Source organism: Enterococcus sp. 6D12_DIV0197, from assembly GCF_002174385.1.
GTDB classification, from domain to species: Bacteria; Bacillota; Bacilli; order Lactobacillales; family Enterococcaceae; genus Enterococcus_D; species Enterococcus_D casseliflavus.
On record NZ_NIBN01000001.1, the window covers coordinates 1,503,161 to 1,503,848 of the forward strand.

Consider the following 688-nt stretch of genomic DNA (forward strand, 5'->3'; position numbering starts at 1 on the left):
AGATGTGTATAAGAGACAGCATTATACCCATGTATAACGTAGCAGAATATATAAATGATTTACTTTTTAGTGTAACTCATCAAACATATGAGAATATTGAAATCGTCATTATCGAAGATGGGAGTACAGACAGAACTTTAGAATTATGCAATATTTGGGCGGAAAAAGATTGCAGAATCAAGTTAATTAGTCAAGCTAATTCAGGTGTTTCATATTCCAGAAATATTGGGATAACACATTCTAAAGGTGAATATATTTACTTTATGGACGCGGATGATTATATCGATTTAGACTATATTGAAAATTTAACCAATTCAATAAAAAATAGTGATATAGCTGTTTCGGGTTATGTTGTACATAATTCTGAATCTGAAGTTAAGTATCTATGTGTAGATGAATTTCCCAAGAAGAAAGATGCGTTCGTGGCTGAATGTTTAAAACCCGATACTTTTGTTAGCGGCTATCTATGGAATAAACTTTTTAAAAGAGAAATAATAAAAAAAACAATGATGTTCAATGATAGGATATCTTATTCTGAAGACACTTTGTTTTTAATTGAGTACGTATTAAATTGTCAAAAATTTTCTTTTTCACCAAAGGAAAGTTTCTATCATTATAAAATAAGAAACGGTTCTAGTACTATATCAAAGTATAACAGAGGTAAAAAGAGTGTTCTTAGCGCTAATGA

Annotated in this window: 1 protein-coding gene; it reads left to right on the forward strand. The window is 29.5% G+C overall.

Annotated elements, in window-relative coordinates; all coding sequences use genetic code 11:
• Positions 1-29: 29 nt before the first annotated feature.
• On the forward strand, positions 30-688 hold a 659-nt coding region (locus A5867_RS07030), incomplete at its 3' end, for a glycosyltransferase family 2 protein (RefSeq protein ID WP_170927511.1).